The 24888-nt window shown below is 48.9% G+C and carries 21 protein-coding genes; 13 read left to right on the plus strand and 8 right to left on the minus strand.

The genetic code is table 11. The annotated features are described in order from the left end of the window. Window positions 1-51: 51 nt before the first annotated feature. Window positions 52-1053, minus strand: a complete 1002-nt coding sequence (locus AR688_RS04850) for a LacI family DNA-binding transcriptional regulator (protein ID WP_068229871.1) — start codon at window positions 1051-1053, stop codon at window positions 52-54. A 131-nt stretch (window positions 1054-1184) separates the two neighbouring features. Between AR688_RS04850 and AR688_RS04855 the strand changes: the two genes are divergently transcribed. The 6 genes from AR688_RS04855 (at window position 1185) to AR688_RS04880 (ending at window position 8308) form a co-directional block, all read left to right on the plus strand. Beyond that, window positions 1185-1697, plus strand: coding sequence for a gluconokinase (locus tag AR688_RS04855; RefSeq protein ID WP_068229874.1), 513 nt, complete (start codon window positions 1185-1187; stop codon window positions 1695-1697). Between the two features lie 76 nt (window positions 1698-1773). Next, window positions 1774-3165: an MFS transporter gene (locus AR688_RS04860; protein ID WP_068229876.1), complete on the plus strand. Its 1392-nt coding sequence runs from the start codon at window positions 1774-1776 to the stop codon at window positions 3163-3165. Between the two features lie 21 nt (window positions 3166-3186). Then, window positions 3187-5571 carry a GH36-type glycosyl hydrolase domain-containing protein gene (locus AR688_RS04865; RefSeq protein WP_197412110.1) on the plus strand — a complete coding sequence of 795 codons (2385 nt, stop codon included), beginning with the start codon at window positions 3187-3189 and terminating at the stop codon, window positions 5569-5571. A gap of 20 nt (window positions 5572-5591) precedes the next feature. Then, entirely contained in the window at window positions 5592-6614 is a 1023-nt protein-coding gene (locus tag AR688_RS04870) for a Gfo/Idh/MocA family protein (protein WP_068229878.1), read from the plus strand. Window positions 6615-6690: 76 nt separating this feature from the next. Then, a complete protein-coding gene (locus AR688_RS04875) occupies window positions 6691-7599 on the plus strand; it encodes a LysR family transcriptional regulator (RefSeq protein ID WP_068229881.1) in 909 nt (302 codons plus the stop codon). A 160-nt stretch (window positions 7600-7759) separates the two neighbouring features. After that, complete coding sequence (locus AR688_RS04880; protein ID WP_068229882.1) at window positions 7760-8308, plus strand: acyloxyacyl hydrolase; 549 nt, start codon at window positions 7760-7762, stop codon at window positions 8306-8308. Here AR688_RS04880 and lpxH read toward each other — a convergent pair. Both lpxH and AR688_RS04890 read right to left on the minus strand, forming a co-directional pair. Continuing rightward, window positions 8305-9081 carry a UDP-2,3-diacylglucosamine diphosphatase gene (lpxH, locus tag AR688_RS04885; RefSeq protein ID WP_331458813.1) on the minus strand — a complete coding sequence of 259 codons (777 nt, stop codon included), beginning with the start codon at window positions 9079-9081 and terminating at the stop codon, window positions 8305-8307. The two genes, AR688_RS04880 and lpxH, sit on opposite strands and share 4 nt — an antisense overlap. Window positions 9082-9090: 9 nt before the next feature. Further along, on the minus strand, window positions 9091-9585 hold the full coding sequence (locus AR688_RS04890; RefSeq protein WP_068229883.1) for a peptidylprolyl isomerase: 495 nt from the start codon (window positions 9583-9585) through the stop codon (window positions 9091-9093). Between the two features lie 157 nt (window positions 9586-9742). Here AR688_RS04890 and cysS point away from each other — a divergent pair, with 157 nt between their 5' ends. The 3 genes from cysS (at window position 9743) to AR688_RS04905 (ending at window position 13268) form a co-directional block, all read left to right on the plus strand. Next, a complete protein-coding gene (gene cysS, locus AR688_RS04895; RefSeq protein ID WP_068229888.1) occupies window positions 9743-11122 on the plus strand; it encodes a cysteine--tRNA ligase in 1380 nt (459 codons plus the stop codon). Between the two features lie 242 nt (window positions 11123-11364). Continuing rightward, on the plus strand, window positions 11365-12522 hold the full coding sequence (locus AR688_RS04900) for a Shedu immune nuclease family protein (RefSeq protein ID WP_068229891.1): 1158 nt from the start codon (window positions 11365-11367) through the stop codon (window positions 12520-12522). A gap of 107 nt (window positions 12523-12629) precedes the next feature. After that, on the plus strand, window positions 12630-13268 hold the full coding sequence (locus AR688_RS04905) for a nucleoside monophosphate kinase (protein WP_068229892.1): 639 nt from the start codon (window positions 12630-12632) through the stop codon (window positions 13266-13268). 308 nt (window positions 13269-13576) lie between these two features. On the opposite strand, the gene AR688_RS04910 is transcribed toward AR688_RS04905, so the two are convergent. From AR688_RS04910 to AR688_RS04920, 3 genes are all read right to left on the minus strand, one after another. Beyond that, a complete protein-coding gene (locus AR688_RS04910) occupies window positions 13577-14152 on the minus strand; it encodes an imm11 family protein (protein ID WP_068229893.1) in 576 nt (191 codons plus the stop codon). After that, window positions 14145-14750, minus strand: coding sequence for an AHH domain-containing protein (locus AR688_RS04915; protein ID WP_068229896.1), 606 nt, complete (start codon window positions 14748-14750; stop codon window positions 14145-14147). Before AR688_RS04915 ends, AR688_RS04910 begins: the two co-directional genes overlap by 8 nt. Window positions 14751-14948: 198 nt before the next feature. Beyond that, complete coding sequence (locus AR688_RS04920; RefSeq protein WP_068229898.1) at window positions 14949-15833, minus strand: LysR family transcriptional regulator; 885 nt, start codon at window positions 15831-15833, stop codon at window positions 14949-14951. A 134-nt stretch (window positions 15834-15967) separates the two neighbouring features. Here AR688_RS04920 and AR688_RS04925 point away from each other — a divergent pair, with 134 nt between their 5' ends. Next, on the plus strand, window positions 15968-17350 hold the full coding sequence (locus AR688_RS04925) for an MATE family efflux transporter (protein ID WP_068229901.1): 1383 nt from the start codon (window positions 15968-15970) through the stop codon (window positions 17348-17350). Window positions 17351-17384: 34 nt separating this feature from the next. Here AR688_RS04925 and AR688_RS04930 read toward each other — a convergent pair whose 3' ends face one another. Both AR688_RS04930 and AR688_RS04935 read right to left on the minus strand, forming a co-directional pair. Beyond that, a complete protein-coding gene (locus tag AR688_RS04930; RefSeq protein ID WP_068229904.1) occupies window positions 17385-18446 on the minus strand; it encodes an alpha/beta hydrolase family protein in 1062 nt (353 codons plus the stop codon). A gap of 165 nt (window positions 18447-18611) precedes the next feature. Continuing rightward, window positions 18612-19367: a FadR/GntR family transcriptional regulator gene (locus tag AR688_RS04935; RefSeq protein WP_068229906.1), complete on the minus strand. Its 756-nt coding sequence runs from the start codon at window positions 19365-19367 to the stop codon at window positions 18612-18614. Between the two features lie 170 nt (window positions 19368-19537). On the opposite strand from AR688_RS04935, the gene manD reads away from it, so the two are divergent. The 3 genes from manD to AR688_RS04950 all read left to right on the plus strand — a co-directional run bounded on the left by manD (window position 19538) and on the right by AR688_RS04950 (window position 24830). Continuing rightward, the gene (manD, locus tag AR688_RS04940) at window positions 19538-20746 is read left to right on the plus strand and encodes a D-mannonate dehydratase ManD (RefSeq protein ID WP_068229910.1); all 1209 of its coding nucleotides are present in this window, start codon (window positions 19538-19540) and stop codon (window positions 20744-20746) included. A 216-nt stretch (window positions 20747-20962) separates the two neighbouring features. Then, entirely contained in the window at window positions 20963-21982 is a 1020-nt protein-coding gene (locus AR688_RS04945) for a LacI family DNA-binding transcriptional regulator (protein ID WP_068231220.1), read from the plus strand. Between the two features lie 187 nt (window positions 21983-22169). Beyond that, window positions 22170-24830, plus strand: coding sequence for a TonB-dependent receptor (locus AR688_RS04950; protein WP_082694675.1), 2661 nt, complete (start codon window positions 22170-22172; stop codon window positions 24828-24830). Window positions 24831-24888: the final 58 nt, after the last annotated feature.

Genomic DNA, 24888 nt, shown 5'->3' on the forward strand with positions numbered 1-24888 from the left:
AGCCATAAAAAAAGCCGCTGACACCAGCGGCTTTGTTATTTATAGCGCAGCTCAGGTTGAGCTGCGCACCATAATGCTGTAACCGACATCCACCGGTGCCACCGCATGGCGGCCTTTACCGGCGGCACTAAACAGCATTTCTACCGCCTGGCGGCCCATCTCGGAGCGCGGTGATGCTACTGACGTAATGGCCGGCTCTACCAATGCTGATGCTTCTAAATCATTAAAGCCACAAATGGCAATATCTTTGGGTACGTTTAAATTCATCCGTTTACTTTCAAACAAGGCGCCCAGCGCCAGGTCATCATTACAGCAAAATACTGCATCGCACTGGTTGTCTGATTCGGCAATCACGGCCTGTAATAACTGGCCGCCAAGTTTAATCGATGATGGCTGCACTGTGGTTTGCACAAAACTGCGACACGGCTGTGGCCAATCAGCTATAGCTTGTTTAAAGCCCGCCAGCCGCTGCTGGGTGCGCGGGTCCATGCGGGCGCCGACAAAGGCCGGTGCGCGATAGCCTTGTTGCAGCAAATGCTTCGTCATATCGTAACTGGCCTGATAGTGCGAAAAGCCAATGTTCATATCTATTGGCTGGTTGGTCAGCTCCATTATCTGCACCACCGGAATATCGGCCTGCAATAACAGCTTACGGGCATAATCGGTTTGCGCGGTACCGGTAACGATAAAGCCTTCCGGCGACTGGCTTAGCAGGGTAGCAATCAGCTGTTCTTCTATCAGCGGCGAGTAATGACAGTCGCCGAGTAATACCTGCAAATTTTTTGCTTTAACCGCCTGATAAATACCCTGCAGTACATCGTTAAATACAATATTGGATAACGATGGAATAATCACCGCCAGCACACCGGACTTTTTTGATGCCAGCGCACTGGCGGCATGGTTACGGATATAGCCGATATCGTGAATGGCTTTTTCTACTTTATTGCGTAATTTGTCAGACACCTTGGTTGGATCTGTCAATACCCGCGATACCGTGATGGCGCTTACACCGGCAACTTTGGCAACGTCTTTTAAATTTGGCTTTGGGCTCATAAGCTTAGCTCTGCAATCTTTTACATGACAATACTGTATTGCGGGTTGTTAGTCAAAATGGTTGCGCAATCATTGGTGCTGGTTTAAGCTCTAAGCCAACAGGCAACACTAACAGGAAACAGCAGCTTATTATGCGCGCTACAGTAAGCAGAACTATTGTGATTATGGGCGTAGCCGGCAGCGGCAAGTCAACCGTTGGCCAGTTACTGGCGCAGCAGCTGGGCTGGCGCTTTATTGAAGGCGACGATTTTCACAGCCCCGAGGCCAAACAAATGATGGCCAGTGGCATACCGCTGGCTGAGCATTTACGTGAAAGCTGGGTGCAGGCACTGTGTAACGAGCTTAGCGCCTGTAAAGCGGCAAAACAGCCTTGTGTGTTGAGTTATTCCGGCTTAATTGCCCGCCACCGCCAGCAAATTCGCAGCAGTGCAGATAACGCGCATTTCTTTTATCTGCAGGGTGATGCCGCTTTGCTGGCACAGCGCCTGGCGCAGCGGCAAAATCATTTTATGCCACCGGCTATGCTGCAAAGCCAGTTGCTGACGATGCAAAGTTGCGACAATGAAAATGATATAACCATACTGGATATCACACTGCCGGCACCACAGTTGGTACAGCAGATAACACAGTTTTTAGCAGCGTAAAGCGACACCTGATTGCGCTATCATATTCAGCCGCAGAGCTGATGCCATAACAATAGTTAACAGTGGATAACAGGGTATGACAGTTCCGGCTTCACAAAGCATAACAACGCAAAATACAGTCACAGCGGTACCGCTGCGCGAAAAAATCGGTTACGGCCTCGGTGATATGGGCTTTAATTTCTACTGGGCCAATATTTCGGCATTTTTGCTGATTTACTACACCGACGTTTTTGGTATCTCCGCCGCAGCGGCCGGTACCATGATGCTGGTAACAAAAATAGTCGATGCTTTTACCGATCCGTTAATGGGGGCAATTGCTGATCGTACCCGCAGCCGCTTTGGTAAATTCCGGCCCTATTTGTTATGGCTGGCGCTGCCGCTGGCCGCTGCCGGAGTGCTGACCTACAGCACGCCGGATTTAGGCGAAACCGGCAAACTGGTGTGGGCTTACGGCACCTATACGTTGTTAATGCTGGTGTATACCGCCATTAATATTCCTTACTCGGCATTATCCGGTGTGATTACCAGCGACAGCCAGCAGCGTACTACGCTGGTGAGCTTTCGTTTTATCGGCGGTTTTAGTGGCGGCATCCTGGTAACTTATTTAACGCCCAAATTAGTGCCGCTGCTGGGGCAGGGCGATGACGTGCTGGGTTGGCAGCTGACGATGCTGGTATTTGGTATTGCCGCTGCGCTAATGTTTTTAGTCACTTTTCTGACCACCAAAGAGCGTATCGCGCCACTGAGCCTGCAACCTAATGCGGTGCGGCAGGATTTAATCGACTTAAAAAACAACAAACCCTGGCTGGTGTTATTTGCGCTGGCGCTGATCATTATGGTCACCATTACCATGCGCGCCGGCAGCGGCGTGTACTACTTTAAATACTATGTAGAACGGCCCGATTTAGTCGGCGAGTTTTTATCCTCCTATATGCTGGCATTGGCGCTGGGGGCTGCCGCCACACCGCTGATGACGCGCTTTATCGATAAAAAACGCCTGATGGTGCTACTGATGTCCTTAGCAGGGATGCTTTCCATCAGTTTGTACTTTGTACCTGCTGATGCCGTAGGCGCTATTTTTGCACTGAATCTGGCAATTGGTTTTGTGCTGGGGCCAAAATCACCGCTAGCGTTTTCGATGTATGCCGACACAGCCGATTACAATGAATGGCGCACCGGGCGCAGGGCTACCGCCATGACCTTCGCTGCCGCTACCTTTTCGCAAAAACTCGGCGGCGCTATTGCTTCGGCGTTAATTGGCTGGTTACTGGCAGCTATTGGTTATGTTGCCAACGAGCAGCAAAGCACGGGTTCGCAAACCGGCATAGTGCTGCTGATCTCAGTGATCCCGGGGGTTATAGCGCTGCTGGCGGCCTTTGTTATGCGCTATTACAGCCTGGACAATCAGCAACTGGCAAAAATTCAGTTTGATTTGCAACAGCGCAAGGCAGAAGCCGCGCCGCTATAAGTTAATTTTATCCGGAGTACTATGTTGATGGCAGCCACTGGCATGCAACCTGGTGATAATAACCAGCGTTATGACTTATTCAGCCCAACCACTATGCCGCTGGCGGCGGCGTTTTTATGGAACAAACAGTTAATGGTGCAACTTAACTGCCGTGGCTATGCCACCGCGCAGTTTATGCAACCGGAGCCTGCCAAATACGCCCATGCACCAAATCTGGAAGCAAAAACCTTTATGCAGCCGGAGCAGCCGTATTACGCGCATCATCCGGGCCGCTTTGTCTATATTAAAGATGAGCAAAGCGCTGAGGTGTTCTCGCTACCTTACGAGCCGGTGCGCAGCAAAGCCGACAGCTTTGTGTTCTCTGCCGGTAAAAGTGATATCCGCTGGCAGCTGCAGCAACAGGGTTTGCAGCTGGAATGGCAGCTATGCTTAAGCCCGGACCAGCCGCATGAGCTGTGGCAGCTTACCGTGACTAACCTGAGCGCAACACCACGGCAACTGAGTATCTATCCGTATTTTCCGGTTGGTTATATGTCGTGGATGAATCAGTCAGCAAAGTTTCAGCCAGAGCTGAATGCCATAGTGTGTTCCTCCGTTACGCCGTATCAAAAATACCCCGATTACTTTAAAAATAAGCTGTTAAAAGATAAAACCTTTTTATTGGCAGAGCAGGTACCCACCAGTTGGCAATGCGCGCAGCAAGCCTTTGAAGGTGAGGGCGGCCTGCATGCGCCGGATGCTTTGCAGCAAACCGAGCTCGATGGCGGCGATGCCTTATATGAAACCCCGGCTTGTGTTATGCAATACCGGCTGCAACTGGCAGGCGGTGCACAGCAGGTTTACCGCTTTGTGTTTGGCCCGGCGCTGGATGAAAGCGAAATTGCCGCTGCCCGGCAGCGTTATTTTTTAACGCCGGATGGCTTTAGCAAAGCGCAGCAGCAGTACAGCGATTATATTGCCCAGGGCCAGGGCTGTTTAACTATTGAAACACCGGATACCGCGCTGGATAATTTTGTTAACCACTGGCTGCCGCGCCAGGTGTATTACCACGGCGATGTAAACCGGCTTACTACAGATCCGCAAACCCGTAATTATCTGCAGGATAATATGGGCATGAGCTATGTGCGGCCACAAGCGTTTCGCACGGCGTTATTAACGGCGCTGGCGCAGCAGCACAGTAGCGGCGAAATGCCGGACGGTATTTTGCTGCACCCCGACGCCGAGCTGAAATATATTAATCAGGTGCCGCATACCGACCAGTGTGTCTGGTTGCCGGTGTGTTTAGCGGCTTATCTGGCCGAAACTAACGACACCGCTTTATTGCAGCAACAGATCGCCTTTGGCGACAGCACAGAACAAGTCACTGTGTTTGAACATATTTGCCGCGCCATGAGCTGGTTGCTGCATAAACGTGATACCCGCGGCCTGAGTTTTATTGAACAGGGCGACTGGTGCGATCCGATGAATATGGTCGGCTACAAAGGCCGCGGTGTATCGGGTTGGTTATCGCTGGCGGCCGCTTATGCGCTTAACTGTTGGGCCGATATTTGTCAGCAGCTGGGTGAGCATAAGCGCGCTGAGCAATACCGCAGTGATGCCGACAGTTTTAATCAGGCGGTTAACCAGTATCTGTGGGATGGCAAATGGTATGGCCGCGGCATTACCGACGATAATGTGGTTTTTGGTGTTAGTAAAGACGCCGAGGGCCGTATTTATCTGAACCCGCAAAGCTGGGCCATGCTAAGCGGTGCCGCTAATCAGGAACAATTGCAGCTTATGCTGGCCGAAGTTGATGCCCAACTTGCCACCCCTTACGGCGTGCAAATGCTGGCACCGGCCTATACTGCGATGCGCGACGATGTTGGCCGCGTAACGCAAAAACACCCGGGCTCGGCCGAAAATGGCTCGGTATATAACCATGCGGCGGCGTTTTACCTGTATGCGCTGTACCAGATTAACCAGCCGGATAAAGCCTTTGCGGTGCTGCGCCAGATGCTGCCCGGCAGCACAGAGCAAGACTGCCTGCAGCGCGGTCAGTTACCGGTGTTTATCCCGAATTACTATCGCGGTGCTTACCAACAGTTTCCGCGTACCGCCGGGCGATCCAGCCAGTTATTTAATACCGGCACCGTGCACTGGGTATATCGCTCGTTAATCGAAGGGCTGTTTGGTGTAAAAGGCTGTGCCGACGGCTTATTGCTGCAGCCGCAACTGCCAACCGACTGGCCGCAGGTTAAACTGACACGGCAATTTCGCGGGGCGCAGTTTTCTATAGTAATGCGCCGGCAAAGCGGCATCAAAGTAGCACAGCTAAGTGTTGATGGCCGTTTACTGCCAGAGCCGCTTATTCGCGACATTGTCGCCGGCCGGCATTATCAGGTCGAGCTGCTACTGCCGCCGGTTTAATAACAGCATAAGGAACCGCTATGATCCGCATTGGCTTATTAGGCGCTGCCCGTATCAGCGACAAAGCAATATTTCAGCCGCTTAAGCAACTGGACGGCTTTGTGCTGCAAGCAGTGGCAGCCTCGACATCAGAGCGGGCCCGCCAGTATGCCGGCGCGCATGGCATCTTACATGTCGCCGACAGTTATCAGGCGTTGCTGGAGCGCGATGATATTGACCTGATTTACAATGCGCTGCCACCGTCTGAACATGCCCACTGGACCATAAAGGCGCTTGAGCATGGTAAGCATGTATTGTGCGAAAAGCCCTTTGCTATGGATGCAATTGAAGCTCAGACGATGGTGCAGGCAGCGCAAACCTCCGGCAAGCTATTGCTGGAGGCATTTCATTACCGCTTTCATCCGTTGTTTGTTGAGGTGATGCGCCTGGTGCAGGCCGGTACTATCGGCACTATCAGCCATTTACGGGCGAATTTTTCGGTGCGGATCCCGTATTTTGCCGGCTCGCTGCGCCATGAAGCGGCATTGGGCGGCGGCGCCATGATGGATTTAGGCTGTTATCCGCTGCATTGGGTGCGTACTGTTATGGGCTCTGAGCCGGGGCAGGAGCCGCAAGTGTTAAGCGCTAACTGTATTACAGCCAGTGCGGCAACCGGCGGTGAACAAATTGATATCATCAGCCAGGCACAGCTGCAATTTGCTAATGGCGCTATTGCCGATATCGGCACCAGCATGGCAGAGCATTTAAGCCGCACACCCGATACCAGCCTGGTGCTGGAAGGCAGTTTGGGCAGTATTGAAGTAACCGGCCTGATTACGCCGCAACAGGGCAACAGTATTAAAGTGATTACTGCCGGGGCCGAGCGGCAATACAGTGTGCCTGGCCACAGTACTTATTATTATCAACTGCAGCACGTACAAGATTGCCTGCAAGGCCTCGCCACCGCCTTAACCGGTGGCAGCGATGCCATTAATAATATGCGCTTGCTGGACCAGATCTATCAGCACGCCGGGCTGTTAAGCCGTGGTAGCTGCCGCCGTTAGTCGCGGCAGCTGGCATTGCAGCGCTGCTGGTTGTTGCCTATTATGCCGGTTATAGCAGCATTAGGGTTATACCGGCATGGATCATCTATTAGCCATTAAAGTGTTTTGTCGTGTGGTTGAAACCGGCACCTTTAGCCGCGCCGCAGATTTACTCGATATGCCAAAATCCACCGTAACCAAGCTGGTGCAAGAGCTGGAAGCGCATTTGCGGCTAAAGTTACTGCACCGCACCACACGCCGGGTTACGGTAACAATGGAAGGCGCGGCCTATTACGAGCGTACCACTAAGTTACTGTACGAACTGGACGATATCGAAAGCAATATCAGCAATGAACAGAGCACACCGCGGGGCCGGCTAAAGGTTGATATGGCGTCGGCGATTGCTAATTTTATTCTGTTGCCGGCGTTACCGTCTTTTATGCAGCAATATCCGGAAATTCAGCTGGAGTTAGGTGTTAGTGATACCAATATCGATTTGCTGACCGACAATATAGATTGCGTAATTCGCGGCGGAGAGCTAAACGATACATCGCTGATTGCCAAACGTATTGCCGAGCTGACCTTTGTCACCTGTGCTGCACCCGCTTATTTGCAACAATACGGCACGCCGCAAACGCCGGACGAGTTAAGCAGCAAACACCGTATTATTTATTATCGCTCGCGTAAAACCAACCGTGTAGTGCCACTGCGTTTTAGCAACCGGCAACAATCCATGGAAATTCAGCAGCAGGGCAGCCCGTTGTCGGTAAACGACAGCACCGCACAGTTAACCGCTACCTTAAGTGGCCTGGGCGTAAGCCAACTGCCGTTATTTATGGCGCAGCCTTTTCTTGATAATGGTAAGTTGCAGTTGGTACTGCCAGACTGGCAGCGCGCAGCCTTTCCGCTGTATCTTATTTACCCGCCAGGCCGTCATTTGAGTGGCCGCTTAAGCACCTTTATCAACTGGGTTATGGCGGTGTTCCAGCCGTACCGGCCGTATTAAACCAGGCTGAGATAAAACGGAATAATTTATACCAAAACATTATTCACCACTGTGAATAATGTTATCGGGAATTGCTTGTTTATCTAATTTGTACCGTTCGGTATATTTCTCATCATTATCGGTTAGCCCCACAGGGGCATAGACAGTGTAAGGTGAAAATATGCAACGGTGGTTGGCGGCATTAGTATTGTTATTTGGAATAATAGGGCAGGCGCAGGCGGATATGCGCACAGAGCAAATTTCACAGCTTTCAGTGGAATATTTAAAAGGCGAAGGCAGGGTAAATGGCGTGCGCCTGGCTTACCGGCCGCTGGAGTTTCACTTTACTACCTTGCCGCTGCTGGGCGACGCCAATATGTATCTGGAAGCCAGCACTAACTTTTGGCAGTACGGCCAGCCGTCAAAGTATCAAACTAATGTGGCGCTGGCATTATCACCGGTGCTGAAAAAGCAGTTTGCCAACTGGTATGGCAAACCGGTGTTCTGGGAGTTTGGTATTGGTGTCAGTATGCTGACCAAGCGTGAATTTGCCGGTAAAGATTTAGGCTCGCATTTTCAGTTTGAAGACCGGCTGGGCCTGTTGATTGGGCTTGACCAGCAAAACAGTAAAATGCTGGCTATTCGCTATATGCATTACTCTAATGCCGGTTTATCCAGCCGTAACCCCGGCATGGATTTTGTTAACATTGCCTATTCCTGGCGGTTTTAAGCCGCCGGGCTGTCATCTGTCAGCGCATTAAAATACAGCTGCCACTGGTTATCGCTCACTTTTAAATAACTGCTTTGGCTGTACCAGTCGCCCAATACATAACGCTCTGCGGGCTGGCCATTTACCTCCAGCTGATGCACCGCCGGGCGGTGGGTATGGCCGTGGATCAGCTTTAATACACCGGCTTCTGCCATCACTCTGGGTACTTCACCCGGGGTCACGTCCATAATTTGTGGTTGCGCCTGTGCCATATACTGCTGTTTATATTTGGCACTTCTGGCGCGGGCTTTACGTGCCAGACGCTGGCGATACCATAGCGGCATATTCAGCATCAGCCACTGCCACCAGGGCTGGTTCCACCATTTACGGAATTTCTGGTAGGCAATATCCAGCGTACACAGGCTGTCGCCATGCATAATTAGCGTTGGCTTGCCGTATAAATCAATCACCTTTGACGGCGGCAATATCGCCATGCCACAGCGTTTGGCGTAAGCATCGCGTAGGAAAAAGTCGCGGTTGCCGTGAATAAAATACAATGCTACGCCGCTATCGCTAACGGTTTTAAGTGCGCTGGCCACCTGTTGCAGTAATGGCTCGGGGTTGTCATCACCAATCCAGACTTCAAATAAATCGCCCAGAATATACAAGGCTTCGGCGTGGATGGCGTGCTCGCGCAAAAAGCGCAAAAAGGCGGCGGTAATATCGCTCCGATCTGCCGCTAAGTGCAGATCGGCGATAAACAGCGTGTGCTGCTCAGACATCAGCTCTGACATTAACAGGGCTTAAGCGTGCAGTTCGGCTTTTTCAATCACTACCGGTTTTACCGGCACATCGCTGTGGCCAGCATTGCGGCCGGTGGCCACTTTTTTAATCTCGTCAACCACGTCCATACCTTCAACTACTTCGCCAAATACGCAGTAACCCCAGCCGGAGCCTGTTTCAGAGCTGAAGTTTAAGAAGTCGTTATCGGCGATGTTGATGAAAAACTGACAGGTGGCAGAATGCGGATCGTTGGTACGCGCCATAGCAATAGTGCCTTTTTTATTTGGCACTTTGTTGTTGGCTTCGTTTTTAATCTGGCCCTTGGTGTCTTTTTGCTCCATATCGGCAGTAAAACCGCCGCCCTGGATCATAAAACCGTTAATCACACGGTGAAAAATGGTGTTGTCATAAAAGCCGTCTTTTACGTAGCTGATAAAGTTTTCTACCGTGGCAGGGGCTTTGTCGGCAAACAGGTTTAATTTAATTACGCCGTAATTGGTGTGTAAGCTAATCATAATCAGAGTCCTTATTTCAAAGTGGCGCTATTCTAACGTAGTCAGGCCAAATCATAAAGCAAGGATAGCCGGGTTAAGGTGCTGGTGATACACTAGCGCGCTGGTGCAGCAGCTGCACTGGTTTAGCGTTTTTTAGTCAAAGGACTTCGAGGAAGACATGTTACAAATTTATAATACCTTAAGCAGAAAAAAAGAACTTTTCACACCAATTGAACCCGGTAAAGCAGGGCTCTATGTCTGCGGTATTACTATTTATGACTACTGTCATGTCGGCCACGCCCGTACCTATGTTGCCTTTGATGTCATAAACCGCTACCTGCGCTTTTTGGGTTACGACGTAACCTATGTGCGTAATATTACCGACGTAGACGACAAAATTATTAAACGCGCCGCCGAGAACAACGAAAGCTGCGACGCCTTAACCGAACGCTTTACCCAAGCCATGCACGCCGATTTTGCTGCGCTGGGTTTAATGCCGGCCGACATAGAACCGCGTGTTACTACCCATATGGCCGAAATTATCGCCCTGATTGAAACCCTGGTGGCCAAAGGCTATGCCTATGTCGCGGCCGATGGCGATGTGTTGTTTGACGTTAGCAAATACGAAGCCTATGGCGAGCTTAGCCAGCAAAACCTGGAGATGCTGCAATCCGGCTCGCGGGTAGAAGTGGCCGACAATAAAGACGATCCGCTGGATTTCGTATTGTGGAAAGGCGCCAAGCCGAGCGAGCCGTTCTGGCAATCGCCGTGGGGCAATGGCCGGCCGGGCTGGCATATTGAATGTTCTGCCATGAGTGCCAAGCATTTAGGCGAGCATTTTGATATCCACGGCGGCGGTTCAGACTTGCAGTTCCCGCACCACGAAAACGAAATTGCCCAGTCGACCTGTGCCCATGGCCACAAGTACGTTAATACCTGGATCCACACCGGTATGGTGCAGGTAGATAAAGAGAAAATGTCTAAATCCTTAGGCAATTTCTTTACGGTAAAAGACGTACTGGCGGAATATAACGCCGAAGCGGTACGCTACTTTTTATTATCCAGCCAATACCGCAGCCAGCTGAACTACTCGGCAGAGAACTTAACCCAGGCGCATGCTGCCTTAGGCCGCTTATACACCGCGCTGCGTAATGTTACGCCAAGCCACAGTATTGATTTAAACAGCCCGTACATTGTGCGCTTTAAAGCGGCAATGGATGATGATTTCAACACTCCCGAAGCCTTACCGGTGTTGTTTGAACTGGCGCGTGAAGTAAACCGCTTTAAAGAAACCGAACCGGCCAAGGCTGCCGAGCTGGCTGGCATATTAAACCTGTTAGCCGGTGTGCTGGGCTTGTTACAGGGCGATGCTGAGCAGTTCTTACAATCAGGCGCGTCAATTGATGATGTAGCCGAAATAGAAGCGCTGATCGCTAAGCGCAACACCGCCCGCGCTAACAAAGACTGGGCAGCAGCAGACGCCGCCCGCGATGCGTTAACGGCCAAAGGTATTATCGTAGAAGATAAAAACGGCGTAACCAGCTGGCGTAAAGGCTGATTAAGCTCCCGTGATAAAAAAACCGCCTGCTGGCGGTTTTTTTATGCGTGAATGTTGCAGCAGGCAGGCCTAAAAAGCTGATTGAAGTTTTGCTGAAATAGGCTGTACCTGTAAGTTATTGTAAGTTGGGAATAGGCGGTGTAATGTTTGAGTATATAAAATTACCAACGTCGGGTAGCCCGTGTTTAAATGCGGGGCGCCCGTCGAATAAGCTTTAGCTTCTAGGAGTAGAAATTAAAATTATGGATGATGATTACAAGAATCCCCTGCCGGGGAAAACCTATATAAGTCCATCACTCCCAGATTTTGGTAACAAGGAAAGACAGGTTCGTATTGCATCTAAAATTCTACCCTCTGAAGATGGCTATGAATACGTAAAGGAACGCGACGAGATAGTTTTAAGAAAAAAGCCAGACGCAAAAACTTATATAACAGCAAAATTCTTAGAAGATTCTAGGCAAACCTTCGTATTAACTATACAAAAATTTGTATCAGAATCAGGACAGCCTTACGGGGCTGGGTTTTCATTTGTAGGTGAAGAAATAGGTCGGTTCTGTGAATTTCTGGCAAATATCCAATCTGTAGATTTCAAGAACAGAGCTAAAGTAAATATAACTGATGAAGAGCTTCGAAAAATAGCTTTAACCACTCATCAGGCTAAAACATTTCTTACTGAAAATCAGGCGTTGTTTGCTGAAGCATTAAAATCCGAAGTCACCACGGAAGACCTTGTTGCGGTAGGATTTCGAAAGAAGCAGCTAGGTTACTATCACAGACTTTTGCATGACGAGAGCTACTTCGACAAATTAAAAATTAAAAATAAATGTTCTAATGAAGCTTTGTGGCAAAAGTACTTTGAAAAGAACCCTTGGGTGTTTGGTTATGGACTAGGTTACATATTCTTGTCCAGTCTTGATGATAGAAAGTTAGAACAAGTGGTCCAAGGGCATAGCGCAGTTTCGCATGGTAAGCGTGTTGATGCTCTTATGAAAACAAAAGGTATTATATCCAATCTATGCTTTGTTGAAGTTAAGACTCACACGACTGCTTTACTAGATGCTAAGCCTTATCGATCCGGCTGCTGGGCGCCTTCAAAAGAATTAGCTGGTGCTATCGCGCAAGTCCAAGGTACTGTCGCCTCCGCAGTAGAAAATCTATCTAGCAGAATTAACCCAAGTGATAGTGAAGGCAATCCAACAGGCGAAGAAATTTATAATTACCAACCTAAATCCTATTTGGTAATAGGCAATATGGGGGAGTTTGTATCAGAGCAAGGTGTAAACAAAGACAAATTGCGGTCATTTGAGCTGCTTCGTAAAAATACCACTAATCCTGAAATTATTACATTTGATGAACTTTATGAGCGCGCAAAATTCATTGTCCAGCACAACCAAAGCTAACACATATAAGCTTTCCCAGTGTTAATAGATAAAACCGCTCTTCCGGCCAAGCTAGCGGTCTGCAACAAGTTGCTCACCTGTGTAGCGGGCTTCAAAGGTAAAGTCACATGAAGATAATCTTTAGCTCTCCATTTCCCCCCCTGTGGTCAAAAGGGGTGTCAGAGATAGCATCTCTTCTGGATGCTAAAGTTGTATATATTGGCGATTTATTAAGAGCAGAAGTGAAAAGCAACTCTTTGCTCGGAGAGGAAATAAAAACGGTGTTTGATAGCGGGCAAATTCTCAAGCCAGACTTGGTAAGCGAGCTGCTATCACAAAGGTTCTTTAATGATTCTGATAATAAAATATTGGTTAACTACCCAAACAATAAAACGCAGTCAGAATCGCTTGCGAAATTTGTCAAAAATAGCGCATATCGCATCAGTGCTTGTGTTGTGGTTAGTTCAGACAAAGCGTCAATCACAAAAAAATTTGAATCACAGTTTCACTGTATGGATTCTTCTCACCCCAAATTGGAAACGTCGGAAGGTAATCCTGAATGTGAGATATGTAACAAACCTATGATTCATTCCTATGATTTAAAAAATCACCAAGTTACCCACCTAATTGACTCATACTTTGACGACAATGGTGCCTTATCAGGTGTATCTACTTTAAGTAGAGTTCTAGGCTTGGAAACAATTCCTTTCACAACCCCGAAAGAGGTTGTAAATCAGATCCAAGGTTTGAGCCATGAAAATGTTTAACACATATGAGCTTTCCCGGAGGCCGTAGGTAAAACCGCTGTTCTGGCCGCGTTAGCGGCAAGTCTGTTGCCGATCAGCAAGATAAACTGCTTTATCTGTCATCATGCTTGCCGGGCTATAGCCTGCAACAAACGAATAAATGAGAAAAAGGGGTCGGAGTTAATAATCGCTGATTTTTTGCAAGCTACTGAAATATATTGGATTAGCCAGACAGACCTTTAATTGTTTTCGACCCCTTTTTGACCGAGTATGAGAGTGAATTCATTCACTTCGCATGGAAAACAACGGCCTGGTGACGGCAATGAATTTTAGGCCGTTGCTACAGGTTTAAAAATCAGCCCTTTAAGATCTGCTGTCTGAACAGCTTGATAAAAGCTATCTGCAGCAGATGAAGTGAAAATTCTTAAACCCGCACCTTTAACCCGAAATAAAGGCGTGTCTGAAACTGCATTTAGCTTTAACACCAGCTTGCTAAAACCTCTGCCAAACTGACCCCCGCGACGGATTTTACGCTCTGATTGTTGTTCATCTACCGCATCAAGCTCAGTTAGCACATGAATAATGGACCAGGCTTCGCCATCAACGGAAATTGGTAATAACTCACAGCTTTCTTGTTGATGTAGGCCCAATTGTTCACAAACTGTAGTTTTAGCTGCAAACGCCGTGGCATTAAATGCCGCTATATCCGGTGTTAACAAAGGGCGCTCACCCGGTACGGTAAGCCAGGATACTTTTATACTTTGCCACTTATCTGCTATTGGCTTGCCGTGTAAATCCATTGGCTCAAGTTGACCAAGCACCAATTCCAGCGGGGTTTCTTGCAACATGGCATAGTTTTCAACATCAGGAATTATGGCAAAACAGCACAGCTCTTTATCAGGCACTTTCTAACCCCTCTGTAATTGGAAATACGCCATCCTGCAGATCTTCGCCAATTTCACGTAAGGTTTCAATAATGTCATTGCGCCCCATGCCTTCTGCGATAGTGGACTCAAGCAAAAACTCAACATTTAGAAAGTAGAAATGAGTATGCACTTTAGTGTGGGGCGATGCCGCAGGTAATGTAGGATGAGGGCAGCACTTTAGGCCTTTAGGCAAGAAAACACCATTGGCTTCGTTATCAATGTCGATACCAAAAGCTGCCAGACGGATACGCGATCTAATGGCGCGTGGATGATTCCAGGCAACGATATGGTGTGCTGAGGTATCAGCAGGTTTGTTGCGGCCTGCGGCTAGCATATTGGCTGTGAGCCTTTGGCTATGACACCGGGTATGTTCCCACCTGATGTGTCGATTTAGGCGAATAGCGCGCTCATCAATAATGCCTCGGCGATATCGAACGGTATCAATTATTTCATCCCGATAAGAGATGGCGTATCTCATAGAAACCGACTGAGCGTATTCTTTTTGGCCTGTGACGTTTTCAATGTCCTGAGCCAGCTCAGACACTGACAGGTAATGGATCTCTGGTTTATTTTGCATATTTGGCCTCCAATAAGCTCAAATTAAAACATAAAATAAACAATTTTAAACCTATAATTTACAGTGTTGTGGTGTGATACGAGAAAAAATTGTGAAGAAGATGAGCAGTGCCGCTGAGTGAAAAAGAACTGCTTACTTAAAAGCGATGCCAAACTGAATGTTGGCGAGAAGTGATTTTATGCGTTAGCTGATGCTCTGCTAAACAGAATGATTATTTATTAAGTGGCGCATTTTTTCTGTTATCCACTCCGTGATTTCACTATTTGGGCTGTCGAGGCGTTTTACTATGCCTATTTCAATTAATATATCGCTTAAAAAGTCGGTTTTTACCGCTGTTATTTGCTCAACAAACCACTGCGCCCCGGCGATATGCTCCGGCACTATTGCCCAGCCCTGATTTTGCGTTACCAGCTCACAAATTAAATAGTAACTGTCTAAATCCCAATGGTTTGGGCTTAAGGCATTTTCGCGGTTCTCGCCGGAACGGTTACATAATACAAACTGCCGGTGCTGCTGCAGTTGCGCCAGACTTAATATGCCGGCATCGGCCAGCGGGTGCTTGTTACCGACAATCAGTATTTTTTTAAAATGCCCTAAAGACTGTAAGGTTAACTCTGCCGGCAGGGCGCTGTTGCTGAGCATAAAACCAATGTCGGCTTTTTGCTTTGCAATGGCCGTGGCAATGTCGTCTTGTGAGCCATTGGTAATAACTAAATGGGTGCTCGGAAATAAATCGCCGACCTGAGAAAAAATAGAGTGAATGGTTTCCAGTGGTAAGGCTTCATCTATCGCAATACGCAGCGAAATGGGCTCTTTATTGGCCGCCGCCAGCGCTCTTGAGTCCAGGCGCAGGCATTGGTTAAGCACGGCGCGTGCTTCGGGTAGCATTTCTTTACCCAGCGCGGTTAGGGCCGGGAATTTCGAGCTGCGGTCAAATAGCTCAAAGCCTAAATCGAGCTCTAAATTAGCAATGGCGCTGCTGATGCGCGATTGTGCTTTGTGCAGCTGCCTGGCCGCTGCGGAAAAAGAACCCAGCTCGGCAGCGGTAACAAAGGCCAGTAATTGATCTAAGGTCCAGTTCATTTTTATCTCCTGCGGCGGGGCTGTTAACAGCCGTTGCTTGCTTTATACCTATCCGCTATGCGGATGATAACTAACTTTAATGCATCTTATTTTTATATATAATGCCGGTGTTTTCACACTATGGGTATCAGGTCATGCAAGTCGTAACACCCGTTCAGCCGCAGCAATCTGTCGCCGGCGCATTTTGGCGTTTTGCGATTCCGTCTATCGTTGCCATGTTAGTCAGCGGTTTGTATCAGATTATTGATGGCTTTTTTGTCGGCCACTTTGTTGGGGCCAACGGGCTGGCGGGTATCAATATGGCAATACCACTGCTGGGTTTAATTATGGGCTTTGGTTTGCTGGTGGGTATGGGTGGTGGCAGCTTGTTGTCTAAATACCGTGGTGAAAACAACCTGGCAGGCACTCAGGCAACACTGGTTACCGCGCTGGTGTTGGTAGTGTTAATTGGTTTATTCGCCACCCTGGTGTTTATTACCTTTGGTAAAAGCCTGCTAACGCTGCAAGGCGCAACCGGCATAACAATGCAAATGAGCTGGAGCTATGTGCAGATCATGTCGTTTGGTGCGCTTATTTCCATTGGGGCCAGTGCCATGCCGATGCTGGTGCGCAATGACGACAGCCCGAACCTGGCAACGGTGTTTATTATTGTCGGTGCCTTAACGAATATTGCGCTGGACTATGTGTTTCTGGCTCATCTGGATATGGGATTACAAGGCGCAGCTATCGCCACTTTAATTGCGCAACTGGCTACCTGCGTGTTGTGTCTGCGTTACTTTATGTCGTCTAAAGCCAAAACCGCTCTGACGATAAAGCAATGTGATAAAGCCATTGCCAGCCGTATTGTGCAGTTAGGCTCATCTAACCTGGTAATGTTTATCTATTTCAGCTTTGTTATGGCGTTTCATAATATGCAATTTATGGCCTATGGCGATACCACGCAATTAGCCGCTTTTGCAATTGTCGGTTATTTAGCCAGCTGTTATTACTTCTTTGCCGAGGGCTTGGTAAGCGGCTTGCAGCCGCCGGTAAGCTACTACTTAGGCGCCAAACAATACCAACGCATTACGCAAACGGTAAAACTGGCGTTTTCTGTCACCGTTGGTTCGGGTATAGCTATGGTAATACTGCTTAATCTTTTTCCGCAGCTGTTTATCGGTATCTTTACCACTGGCAACGAGGCATTGCTTGAGGCAAGTAAAAACGGTATCCGGCTGCATTTGATGGCACTGTTTTTAGATGGCTTCCTGTTTATGGCCGCTATTTACTTTGTTGCCGTTGGTAAGAGTGGCCAGGCGCTGTTTGTATCTCTGGGCAATATACTCATTCAGCTGCCATTTTTGTTTATTTTGCCAAAATTCCTTGGCATTGATGGTGTTTGGCTGGCCGTGCCGTTATCCAACATCGCCTTTGTATTGATTGTACTGCCGATGCTGTTAATCAACCTCAAAGGCCTGAGGCAACTGCATAAACAGCAGGGCAATAGAAATGGCAAAGAGGCGCTACTTTATTCGTAAGCTGTTAAACCACAACTATCACATAGCTAAAGGCTTAATTTGCCATTGCCACTAAGTCTGAGCGGATAAACTGAGATAACACCGCCTGGTGTTGCTGAGCCCATAAGCTTATTGCCTGGCTGTCATCCGTGGTTATCTGTTCAATAAAAGCACTGGATAATGCCTGGGTGGCGGCTTTGATCACCTGCTGCTGTGGCTGCGTATCTTTACCGCCACGCCAGCCTGAAAAAATATTGTGGCTACCTGAGCTAAACACCGCCAGCACTTTGTAGCTACTGGCCATGGCGTTATACAAGTCAAACCTGTCTTGTGGCGATGAATAAAAACCCGGTACCCGAATTTCATCTTCGGTTGTAGTGATATGCAAAGTGGGGATGCTCACGTCAGCCAGTACTTTATCCAGCGGCTGTTCGTTATAAAAAGGCGGGGCTGAAATTAAAATGGCCGCTTTGATGCGATCATCTTTCAAACTGACCAGGCTGCCGTTTTGCTCAACTTGGGCACCGCTCAATAACATTGAGGTATTGGCACCATACGAGTGGCCGGCCATCACAATATTTTGGTTATCAAAATCAGCTGCATGGGTTGACGCTAATATCTGGTCCAAAGCAAACTTCACATCCTGAACTCTGGCTAAGGCTTCGGTTGTATCGGCCGCGTCCATCAAGCGAAAAGCTAGCGTGAGCCTGCTGCCGCGCCAGACTTTGCGATCACTGCCGTCATGCTGTAAATGCAAGCTGGCATAGCCCTGGCTGGCCCAATATTGGCCGAGGTAAGCATAACGCTCTTTCGATCCACCTAAGCCATGAGAAAACACAATTAATGCCTTAGCGTGTTGCTGCCGCGCGGGTTTAAACAGCAACGCCGGCACAACCCGATCCCGGCTTTGGTCCAGCCAGTCAAAACTGATTTCTTCAATATTCAGCCATAAGCGCTCAGCAACTTCTGCCGAGTATTTTACCGAGGGCAAATTAAGTTGCTGTTGCCAGACAACAGGATCAGGTAGCGGTTTTTGCGCGCAGCCAGTTAATGAGATCAGCAAAGCAACGATAAATGCGCCAACGCCTGCTGCTTTAATGATGATATGAGATCGCATAAAAGTCCTCTTGGGTGGAATCAACCCGCTTAATACGCTCAAAAGTGGTTTAGGGTTTGGTTTCGGGTCATTACACGCTAACAGTATCCGGGTGAATAGAAAAAATAAAAAGCGATCTGCTATTAGCATTCTTTAACGCGTCAGGTTTTAATAGGGTTGCTGGCTTTAGTCTGAAATCAGCAATAAATAAGCCTGAGTTACTTCGCTGATATGCGCTTGCATAGCCGCTTTGGCGCCGTCTGCGTCGCGCCGGCTGATGCACTGATAAATTTCTTCATGCGCCAGAATATTGGGCCCGGCTACCTGTTGCTGAATTTTTCGCGCAAATAACCGGCTTAGTTCTGAGCTTTCACGCAGTTGCCACAGCCATTCAATCATCGATTGCAAGGCGCTATTACGGGTGGCAATGGCGATAAGCTGATGAAATTTGCCGTCATAAGCTTCGGCTTCAGTGCTTTTTTGTGCCTGTACCAGCAGCGTCATTTGTTGCAGGTAGGCCTTGAGTTTTTGCAGCTCTTCATTGCTGATGCGCTCAGCTGCCAGCGCCGCGGCATCGCCTTCCAGCAGTAAGCGCGCTTCCATAATTTCCAGCGGGCCGGGGGCGTCGTCAGCCACTATTGAGCTTTTCAGGCCGTGGCGGTTTTCTGCCGCTTTTTGCACATAAATACCGGAGCCCGGCCGAATTTCTACCAGGCCGGATACCTCCAGCGCTATCAGCGCTTCGCGCACGGTTTGCCGGCTTACGTCATAACTTTGCGCCAGATCCCGCTCGGCTGGTAAGCGGCTGCCGGGAGGAAGTTCGCCGGCGCTGATCCGCCCGGCCAGCTTTTCGGCAATTTGCAGGTAAAGCCTTGCGCCTGCGCCTGCGGGTGCTGGGCGCAGTGGGCTGGTGTTGGGTAATGTCTGTACAGTTTTTGTCATGATACTCGTTTAAAAAAGTAGGCTTTCAACAAAATTGGCTTTCAAAAAAATTGGCCAGACCAATTATTTTTTATTGTAAATTGGCCTGTCCAAATGTTAGTGTCTATAAATTGGCCAGACCAATTTAGTCGGTTGGTCAGCAATATTCAAGTTTTTAGTTGAGGAACACTATGAAAATCATTGATGCCAAAGTTATTGTAACCTGTCCGGGCAGAAATTTTGTTACGCTGAAGATCACCACCGATCAGGGCTTGTATGGTATCGGTGATGCAACGCTTAATGGCCGCGAGCTGGCGGTTGCCAGTTATTTGCAGGATCACCTGGTACCGTGTCTGATTGGCCGCGACGCCAGCCAGATAGAAGATATCTGGCAGTTTTTCTACCGTGGTGCTTACTGGCGCCGTGGCCCGGTGGGCATGACCGCCATAGCTGCTATTGATGTGGCGCTGTGGGATATTAAAGCCAAAGCGGCCGGTATGCCGTTGTATCAGTTGCTTGGTGGTCGCAGCCGTGATGGTGTTATGGTGTATGGCCATGCCAACGGCCGGGATATTGCCGAAACGGTAGCAGAAGTGGGTAAGTACATTGAGCTGGGTTATAAAGCTATCCGCGCCCAAACCGGCATACCGGGCCTGGCCAGCACCTATGGTGTATCAAAAGACAAAATGTACTACGAGCCGGCAGATAACGATTTGCCGTCAGAAAACCTGTGGTCTACCAGCAAATACCTGAACAGCGTACCCAAGCTGTTTGAAACACTGCGCGATACCTATGGTTATGAGCATCATCTGCTGCACGATACCCACCACCGTTTAACACCGATTGAAGCAGCGCAGCTGGGTAAATCGCTGGAGCCGTACAAACTGTTCTGGCTGGAAGATGCGGTACCGGCAGAGCTGCAGGAAGGTTTCCGTTTATTCCGCCACCATACCACTACGCCAATAGCGGTGGGTGAGGTGTTTGCCTCTATCCATGATTGCCAGCAACTGATCAGTGAGCAACTGATTGATTACATCCGTACCACCATAGTGCATGCCGGCGGTATTACCCATTTACGCCGCATTGCCCACCTGGCCGAGTTATACCATGTGCGTACCGGCTTCCACGGTGCTACCGATTTAAGCCCGGTAACCATGGGCGCGGCGCTGCATTTTGATACCTGGGTGCCAAATTTTGGTATTCAGGAATATATGCGCCATACCGATGAAACTGACGAAGTGTTCCCGCACGATTACCATTTTGATAATGGCTATCTGAAGGTGGGCGATACCCCGGGCCATGGTGTCGATATCGACGAAGCCAAAGCGGCAAAATACCCGTATAAACGTGCCTATCTGCCGGTAAACCGGTTAGAAGACGGTACTATGTTTAACTGGTAATGGGGTTTAACTGGTGAGAGGGTTTAACTGGTAAACAGCCCATATTGTTGGTAAAAGCCTGCACCAGCGCCACAGAGAATGCTGTTGGCGCTGGTGCAGGCTTTATTTTTTGTGTAACTTAAGCTGTTGTAAGCAGAAAGATATTTGGACAGCCAGCGGGCGCCGGTATAAAGTCGGTTAATCACGCTGCATGCTTAGTTAATCTTAATGGACGCTATGTCGAGCAAAAAACCTACCATCAAAGATGTGGCCCGGCTGGCCGGGGTGTCGTTTAAAACGGTGTCGCGGGTGGTAAATAACGAAGCCTGGGTCAGCGATGACATTAAAACCAGAGTGCAGGCCGTTATTGCCCAACTGAATTATCAGCCCAACCGCACGGCACGGCTAATGCGCACAGCGCCGTTTTCGCTGGCGTTTGTTTACGATAACCCCAACAGCCACTACGTAATAGAAATGCAAAACGGCATTTTATCGCAGTGCCGCCAGAAGGGCTTTGAGCTGGTGATCCACCCGACAGATTCTCACTCTGGCCAGGTGTTGCAGGAGCTGACCACCATTATTGGTAGCAATCAGGTCGGTGGGGTGATTTTGACACCACCGTTGTCAGAAAACCGTGAACTGGTGCAGCAATTGCTGGCCCAGCAGGCCAAGGTGGTGCGGATAGTGTCAGGTTCGGCACCGCCGGATGATTTGTGCCCGACCATTTATGTCGATGATGAACAAGCCGGTTTTAACATTACCCGGCACTTGCTAGCGCAGGGCCATCGGCGTATTGCTTTTTTGGGCTATCACAAAGATCACCAGTCGTCACTGGGCCGCTATCGTGGCTATTGCGCAGCGCTGCGCGAAGCCGGATTAACGGTGTCAGAACAACTGGTAATCACCGGTGATTTTACCTTTGACTCCGGTGTCGCCATGACCGAGCAGCTATTACAGCGCGGCGACAAACCCACAGCACTGTTTGGTTGTAATGATGAAATTGCCGCCGGTGCTTTATTTACCGCCCGTATGCACCAACTTGCGGTACCACAAGACTTGTCGATAGTGGGCTTTGAAAACAGCCCGTTCTCGCGCCAAACCTGGCCGAGGCTAACCACGGTGCATCAACCCAACGCTGAAATTGCCGCCAAAGCAGCCGCTTTGCTAATTAGCCTGATGCTGGAGAATGAAACGCAAACTGCACATTGTGGCTTTGAGCTGCAATTGGTATTGCGCGATTCTGTTTCCACTTTGTAAAAATCAATATTTCAATACTAAACAATAGCTTAAAATTTATGTCAACGTTGTCATATTTTTAATTGACAACGTTGACAGTGTGATGCTAATTTGAACCTAGAGTGATTAATAAATCACCGCCCAGCAAGCTCGGGTACACAGGAAAAGACGTTCAATAAACCATAATTGGCAACAAGAGAGCGCAGGTATGAACAGGTTGAATCAGCACAAGTTAGGTAAGAAAACAGTTCTTGCATCGATCCTGGCGTCGTTATTATTTCCGGCGCTGGCCCAGGAGCAACAACAGCAAACAGCATCTGAAGATGATAATTATGAGGTTATTTCCGTAACCTTCCGCGGTAGTTTAGTGGCTGCGGCAGATATTAAACGCCAGGACACTAAGGTAACCGACGCCATCACCACGGAAGATATCGGTAAATTTCCAAGCGAAAACATTGCTGAAGCTATTCAGCGCATTCCCGGCGTGCAAATTTCTAACGTTAACGGCCGTGGCTCAACAATCAGTGTGCGCGGCCTTGGCTCGCAATATGCGCGCACTACGCTGAACGGCCAGACGATGGCCAGCGCCGATTTTACCAGTGGTTTTCGGTTTGACATTATCCAGACTGAACTGGCGTCGTTGATTGAGGTGATTAAATCACCCACAGCCGATATGGACACTGGCGGTTTATCCGGCACCATTAATATTGATACCGCTTCGCCTTTGTCATTCAGAGAGCAAAAAATTCTGCTGTCGGCCAATGGCCAGTATTCAGAATTTTCACCCAGCGGTGATGTTACACCAAAAGCCAATTTTACCTATATTGACCAGTTTGCCGACAATACCGTGGGTGTGTTGCTGAACATGGGCTATCAGCAGTTAGACGACCGGGTAGATAACCTCTGGATGGACCGCTGGTTTGTTGATGCACAGGACGATGTTACACCGCGCCGGCCACGGTATCGCCGTATTGACCGTGAAACCGACCGCACCTTGTTTAATGGTACCCTGCAGTGGCGGCCCAGCAACGAATTTGAAGCTAAATTTACTGCCGTATATGCCGGCGATGACACCAAACAGGATCTAAATCAGCAGGTGTTTTTGTTTAATGAAGATCAGATCACCCGCTTAGGTGCTGCTGAAAATGGCGTGTATAACCAGATCCAAATTAATAACTTTACCACTGAAAATAACCGCCAGCTGGAAGAGAAAGACGCAAAATCAGAGGCCTACACCCTGGAGCTGGATTACGACTGGAACGACTGGGCTTTTAGCAGCGTGCTGCATTACACCGCGGGTAAAGCGGTACATGATGAAGAAGCGGCGATATTAGCCACGGTAATTTCCCAGGCTACGCTGGATATCTCGAACCCGTCGAACGTGGTGTTTAATGTTGCTGAAAACTTAGCCGATCCGGCGCTGTATCCTGCGGTAATGCCGCGTAATGAATACCCCAATGGTGCCAGCCGTCAGATGGAGTCAGACGAAACCGCACTGCAGTTTGATGCCACCCGTCTGCTGGATTGGTACGGTTTTACCAGTATTTCTACCGGCGTGAAATACCGTAAAGAAACACTGGAGCGTGAAGTATACCGTACCGACCGTGCTGCTATTGGCGATGCCGATCCGGCAGATTTACCGTCAATGGCTGAGTATGGTTATCTGGTAACGGATTTTCTTGATAACCAGATGAGTATCCCGCATAGCTGGATAGCACCCAATATTCAGGCCTACCGTGATGCACTGGTGGCAGAAGGCGTAACAGTACCGACTTTGTTTGCTGCTCAGTCCAGCTATTCAATGGAGCGGCAAATTACCTCGGCCTATCTGATGGCTAATTTTGAAACCGAAGTATTTGGTTTGGCACTGCGCGGCAATTTTGGTGGCCGTTACGAGCAAACCAAGCGTGATGTAAACACTTATCTGACCGGTGACACTCACCCGGATAACGAAGAAATTAAACTGGCGATAGGTGAAATTACCCAAAGCTATGATTACAACAACTTCCTGCCAAGTGCTAACTTTGTGCTGGCACTGAACGATGATATGCAGGTGCGTCTGGCTGCTGCCAAGGTATTGGTAAGGCCCATTTTAACCTCCAGCACCCAATTAGCTCCGTCGGAAACCTCCGGGGCAAACTCGGTTGGCAGCCGCACTTACACGGTAAACCTGGGCCAGCCAGAGCTAAAAGCTCTGACGGCGAATCAGCTGGATTTAGGCTGGGAGTGGTATTACAGCGAGGGTGATTCGTTAACGGTAAACCTGTTTCAGAAAGATATTAAAAACGGCACCGTCAGTGAGCTGGTGTGTCCGGCGCAATACAACGGCACTGCCCTGAATATGGCCGGTTCAGAATGTGTTGACGCTAGCGGCAATATTTATGACATCACCGCCATTTACAACGACAGCTCAACGCTGACGGTAAAAGGCTACGAAATTGGCTGGAACCAGGGGCTGGATAACCTGTTACCGGTGGCCGGTTTTGGTTTAAGTTCTAACTATACCCGCATTCTGGTAGACGAAAGCGAAGGTTTTACCCTGAGCAATTCATCTGAGCAAACCTGGAATATTACCGCCTACTGGGAAAACGAGGAATTCAGTGCCCGCGTAGCACTGAACCATCGTAGCCCTTATGTGCAGGACAGCAGCGATGCATTTTTTGCCCGTGAAGGCCGGGTGGTAAACGGCCGTAATCAGGTAGATTTGCTGTTAGGCTGGACCATCAGCGATCAGTGGTCGATGCGTTTTGGCGCACTTAACGTAACCGGCAAAGATGAAGAAGCCTACCGTGATGAGCAAACCCGTGCCTGGCAAACCACCAGTGTGATCGGCCGCAGCTACTATCTGGGTGTAAGCTTTAACCTGTAATACTTCGTAAAAACAGTAGCCTGCCGCCTGGGGCAGGCGCTGTGTTGTGCATTATAAC

Source organism: Rheinheimera sp. EpRS3 (genome assembly GCF_001513785.1).
Taxonomy (GTDB): Bacteria; Pseudomonadota; Gammaproteobacteria; order Enterobacterales; family Alteromonadaceae; genus Alishewanella.

Bases quoted from the DNA above. Each gene is read 5' to 3' on its own strand.
- AR688_RS04900 (WP_068229891.1), top strand. From the start codon at position 11,365: ATGGATGATGATTACAAGAATCCCCTGCCGGGGAAAACCTATATAAGT.
- manD (WP_068229910.1), top strand. From the start codon at position 19,538: ATGAAAATCATTGATGCCAAAGTTATTGTAACCTGTCCGGGCAGAAAT.
- AR688_RS04925 (WP_068229901.1), top strand. From the start codon at position 15,968: ATGCAAGTCGTAACACCCGTTCAGCCGCAGCAATCTGTCGCCGGCGCA.
- cysS (WP_068229888.1), top strand. From the start codon at position 9,743: ATGTTACAAATTTATAATACCTTAAGCAGAAAAAAAGAACTTTTCACA.
- AR688_RS04850 (WP_068229871.1), bottom strand. From the start codon at position 1,053: ATGAGCCCAAAGCCAAATTTAAAAGACGTTGCCAAAGTTGCCGGTGTA.
- lpxH (WP_331458813.1), bottom strand. From the start codon at position 9,081: ATGTCAGAGCTGATGTCTGAGCAGCACACGCTGTTTATCGCCGATCTG.
- AR688_RS04950 (WP_082694675.1), top strand. From the start codon at position 22,170: ATGAACAGGTTGAATCAGCACAAGTTAGGTAAGAAAACAGTTCTTGCA.
- AR688_RS04905 (WP_068229892.1), top strand. From the start codon at position 12,630: ATGAAGATAATCTTTAGCTCTCCATTTCCCCCCCTGTGGTCAAAAGGG.
- AR688_RS04865 (WP_197412110.1), top strand. From the start codon at position 3,187: ATGTTGATGGCAGCCACTGGCATGCAACCTGGTGATAATAACCAGCGT.
- AR688_RS04875 (WP_068229881.1), top strand. From the start codon at position 6,691: ATGGATCATCTATTAGCCATTAAAGTGTTTTGTCGTGTGGTTGAAACC.
- AR688_RS04945 (WP_068231220.1), top strand. From the start codon at position 20,963: ATGTCGAGCAAAAAACCTACCATCAAAGATGTGGCCCGGCTGGCCGGG.
- AR688_RS04935 (WP_068229906.1), bottom strand. From the start codon at position 19,367: ATGACAAAAACTGTACAGACATTACCCAACACCAGCCCACTGCGCCCA.
- AR688_RS04860 (WP_068229876.1), top strand. From the start codon at position 1,774: ATGACAGTTCCGGCTTCACAAAGCATAACAACGCAAAATACAGTCACA.
- AR688_RS04880 (WP_068229882.1), top strand. From the start codon at position 7,760: ATGCAACGGTGGTTGGCGGCATTAGTATTGTTATTTGGAATAATAGGG.
- AR688_RS04870 (WP_068229878.1), top strand. From the start codon at position 5,592: ATGATCCGCATTGGCTTATTAGGCGCTGCCCGTATCAGCGACAAAGCA.
- AR688_RS04915 (WP_068229896.1), bottom strand. From the start codon at position 14,750: ATGCAAAATAAACCAGAGATCCATTACCTGTCAGTGTCTGAGCTGGCT.
- AR688_RS04930 (WP_068229904.1), bottom strand. From the start codon at position 18,446: ATGCGATCTCATATCATCATTAAAGCAGCAGGCGTTGGCGCATTTATC.
- AR688_RS04890 (WP_068229883.1), bottom strand. From the start codon at position 9,585: ATGATTAGCTTACACACCAATTACGGCGTAATTAAATTAAACCTGTTT.
- AR688_RS04920 (WP_068229898.1), bottom strand. From the start codon at position 15,833: ATGAACTGGACCTTAGATCAATTACTGGCCTTTGTTACCGCTGCCGAG.
- AR688_RS04855 (WP_068229874.1), top strand. From the start codon at position 1,185: ATGCGCGCTACAGTAAGCAGAACTATTGTGATTATGGGCGTAGCCGGC.